At 68.2% G+C, this 3,714-nt stretch carries 2 protein-coding genes and 1 tRNA gene; all 3 read left to right on the top strand.

Annotated elements, in window-relative coordinates; genetic code table 11:
- The coding region (locus tag ABZE72_RS16200; RefSeq protein ID WP_372730069.1) for a PPA1309 family protein at positions 1-417 on the top strand (417 nt) is incomplete at its 5' end.
- A complete protein-coding gene (locus tag ABZE72_RS16195; protein WP_372730068.1) occupies positions 414-3,368 on the top strand; it encodes a UPF0182 family protein in 2,955 nt (984 codons plus the stop codon). The genes ABZE72_RS16200 and ABZE72_RS16195, both read left to right, overlap by 4 nt.
- 57 nt (positions 3,369-3,425) lie before the next feature.
- A tRNA-Met gene (locus ABZE72_RS16190) sits at positions 3,426-3,499 on the top strand.
- Positions 3,500-3,714: the final 215 nt, after the last annotated feature.

Here is a 3,714-nt window from a genome sequence, read left to right as displayed (position 1 = left end):
GAGCGGGAGCCTGCGCTCGCCGCCGCGATGGGGCTCGACGCCGCCGCCGAGCAGGGGTCGCTGACCCCCGTCGAGCAGGACCAGCTCAGCGCCGAACGGCCGCTGGAGTCGGTGCTGGAGTCGATCGTCTGGCCGAGCGAGGTGACCGGGTGCGCCGCGGTGGTCGAACGACTGGTGCTGCCTCCCGACGTCGACGCCGAGATCCCCGACGACCCGGCCGGCGCCGAGGAGTTCGCCCGCGAGCACCCGCTGCGCCAGGAGGTGCGGATCGTGGCCGGTGCCACCCGCGCCGGCTCGACGTACTGTGCGCTGCGCCTGCGCGCCCATGACGATGACCAGTCCGTGGTCGGCGGTGCCGACCTCGTGCCCGGGCTGCTCGCGCTGCTCACGGCCACGCTCGAAGAGGAGACCCCATGAGTGACCTGTTCGCCGACGACCCGCGGAGCACCCCCCCGCCGCCGCCGCAGGCGCCGCCCAAGCGGTCCCGAGCCCTGGCGATCACCGCGTTCGTGGTGGTGATCGGGTTCTTCGGGCTGACTACCTTCTCCTCGATCTACACCGACCGGCTCTGGTACCGCTCCGGCGGCTACCCGGCCGTCTTCTCGACGCTGTTCTGGACCAAGACCGGGCTCTTCCTGGTCTTCGCCGCGGTGATGGCGCTGGTGGTCGGCGCGAACATGTACCTCGCCTACCGGATGCGTCCGATGTTCCGGCCGAACTCGCCGGAGCAGACCAACCTCGACCGCTACCGCGAGGTGGTCACCCCGATCCGGATGTGGCTGCTGATCGGGGTCTCCGCGCTGATGGGGCTCTTCGCCGGCAGCTCGGCGGTGGGTCAGTGGCGTCAGTACATGCTCTGGCGCAACGGGGTGCCGTTCGGTGACGAGGACGCCTACTTCAAGCAGGACATCGGCTTCTACGTCTTCGACCTGCCCTGGTACCACTTCCTGCTCGACTTCACGATGGCCGTCACGATCATCGCGATGCTCGCCGCCGGCGTCGTGCACTACCTGTACGGCGGGGTCCGGCTGCAGGCCACCCGGGACCGGCTCTCGGGTGCCGCCCAGGCGCAGCTGTCGTTCCTGCTCGGCGTCTTCGTGCTGGTCAAGGCCGGCGACTACTGGCTGGACCGCTTCGACCTGGTCAACCAGACCGGCCGCCTGATCACCGGGATGACCTACACCGACGACCACGCGGTGCTGCCGGCCAAGAACATCCTGATGGGGATCGCCGTGATCTGCGCGGTGCTCTTCTTCGTCAACGTCTGGCGGCGCACCTGGATGCTGCCCTCGGTCGGGCTCGCGCTGCTCGCCGTCTCGGCGATCCTGCTCGGCCTGATCTGGCCCGGCATCGTCCAGCAGTTCCAGGTCAAGCCCTCCGAGGCCGACCGCGAGGCGCCGTACATCAAGCGCAACATCGACGCGACCCGCCAGGCCTACGACGTCAGCGACGCGGAGGTCGCGCCGTACACGAGCTCGGCGAAGGCCTCCTCCGGTCAGCTCGCGGAGCTGGACGGCCAGACCTCCTCGACGCCGCTGGTGGACCCGCAGCTGGTGCGTCAGACGTTCGAGCAGCGCCAGCAGGTGCGCGCCTACTACTCGGTCGCCCCGGTGCTCGACGTGGACCGCTACGAGATCGGTGGACAGGAGCGTGCCCTGGTCCTCGGTGTCCGCGAGCTCGACCAGGACGGCATCAACGCCGGCGACCAGAACTGGTCCAACCTGCACACCGTCTACACCCACGGCAACGGGATCATCGCGGCGTACGCCAACCAGCGCCCGATCAGCAACGTCACCGAGTCGATCGACATCCAGTGGGCCGAGGGCCAGGAGGCCGGTCAGGACGCGCTGGGGGAGTACGAGTCGCGTGTCTACTTCGGTGAGCTGAGCCCCGACTACTCGGTGGTCGGCCGCGAGGAGGGCACCGGGCAGGTCGAGCTCGACCTGGGCAACGACGCCGGCGGTGGCAGCGACGTCCAGGACAAGACCACGACGTACGACGGCCTCGGTGGCGTCGACATCGGCGGGTTCTTCAACCAGCTGATGTACGCGGTCAAGTTCTCCGAGCCCAACTTCCTGCTCTCGGGCCGGGTGAACAGCCAGAGCAAGGTGCTCTACAACCGCACCCCGCGCGAGCGGCTGGAGAAGGTCGCCCCGTGGCTGACCGTCGACAGCGACCCGTACCCGGCCGTGGTGGACGGACGGATCCTGTGGATCCTGGACGGCTACACCACCACCGACCGCTACCCCTCCTCGGAGCGTGAGTCGTTCCGGACGATGACCGACGACTCGCTGCAGGAGTCGGTGGGCCTCCGGGCGCTGCCGACCGACGAGATCAACTACATGCGCAACTCGGTCAAGGCGACCGTCGATGCCTACGACGGCACCGTGCAGATCTACGAGTGGGACGCCGACCCGATCCTGCAGGCGTGGAAGTCCGCCTTCCCCGGCACCGTGCTGGACAAGGAGGAGATCCCCGAGAACCTCCTCGACCACCTGCGCTACCCCGAGGACCTGTTCAAGGTGCAGCGCTACCAGTTCGCGCGCTACCACGTGACGGATGCGGGCGACTTCTACCAGGGCAACAACCGTTGGGCCGTGCCCGAGGACCCGAACGTGGCGGGGCACCTGCAGCCGCCGTACCGGCTCTTCGTGGACCAGCCGGAGGCCTTCGGGGGAGCGCAGAACGTCTTCTCGCTGACCTCGGTCTTCACGCCGTACAACAAGAACAACCTGGCGGCGTTCGTCTCGGTCGACTCCGACGCCTCGGACCCGGAGAACTACGGGAAGATGCGGGTCCTGCAGCTGCCGGACCAGCAGACCCCCGGGCCGGGCCTGATCGCCAACGAGTTCACCTCGAACTCGACGATCGCCAACGAGTTGGCGCAGTTCAACCGATCGGGTGGTCAGACGATCCTGGGCAACCTGCTGACGCTGCCGGTCAAGGGCGGGCTGATCTACGTGGAGCCGGTCTACGCCGTCCGCGCGGGCTCGACCTCGTCGTACCCGATCCTGCAGTACGTGCTGGTCTCGTACGGCGGCGAGGTCGGTATCGGCCGGACCCTCGGTGACGCGCTGGCCAGTGTGCTCGGCGTCGATCCCAACGACCCGGTCGAGCCGGAGCCCGATGACAAGGGCAACGGCAAGGGCGGCAACGGCAAGGGTGAGCCGACCGGCACGGTCGCGGAGCAGATCCGCGCCGCGCTGGCCAAGGCGGACGCCGCCTTCGCGGCGGCCGACGCGGCCCTTGCCAAGAAGGACTTCGCGACCTACGGCGAGCAGATCGACCGGGCCCAGCGGTTCGTCGACCAGGCGCTGACGTTGGCGGCCCAGGAGCCGGCGAAGGCAGGGGAGAAGGCCGCGAACTGACCGCCCCACCCCGGATTTGGCCCGCAGGAACGGATCCCGTAAGGTTCTGTTCAGCGACGCGGGGTGGAGCAGTTCGGTAGCTCGCTGGGCTCATAACCCAGAGGTCGCAGGTTCAAATCCTGCCCCCGCTACTGAATTCAGGCTCGGAGATCATGGATCTCCGAGCCTGAAAGCATTTGAGATTTGATCAGACAGCCAGAAACCGGCCAGAAACTGGGCCGCGAGGCCCGTCCGACCGGCGACCGCCCAGTTCGGCATGGGATGTCCTGGAGCGGCTCGGAGGCGCTCGGAACATCTCGCACACCTGTTGGTCATGGAGACCAACGCAATCCAGAACGGCCTGGAG

It is taken from the genome of Nocardioides sp., assembly GCF_041600255.1.
Taxonomy (GTDB): domain Bacteria; phylum Actinomycetota; class Actinomycetes; order Propionibacteriales; family Nocardioidaceae; genus Nocardioides.
The sequence above is the reverse complement of the archived record's forward strand: the minus strand, read 5'-3'. Positions and strand labels throughout refer to the sequence as shown.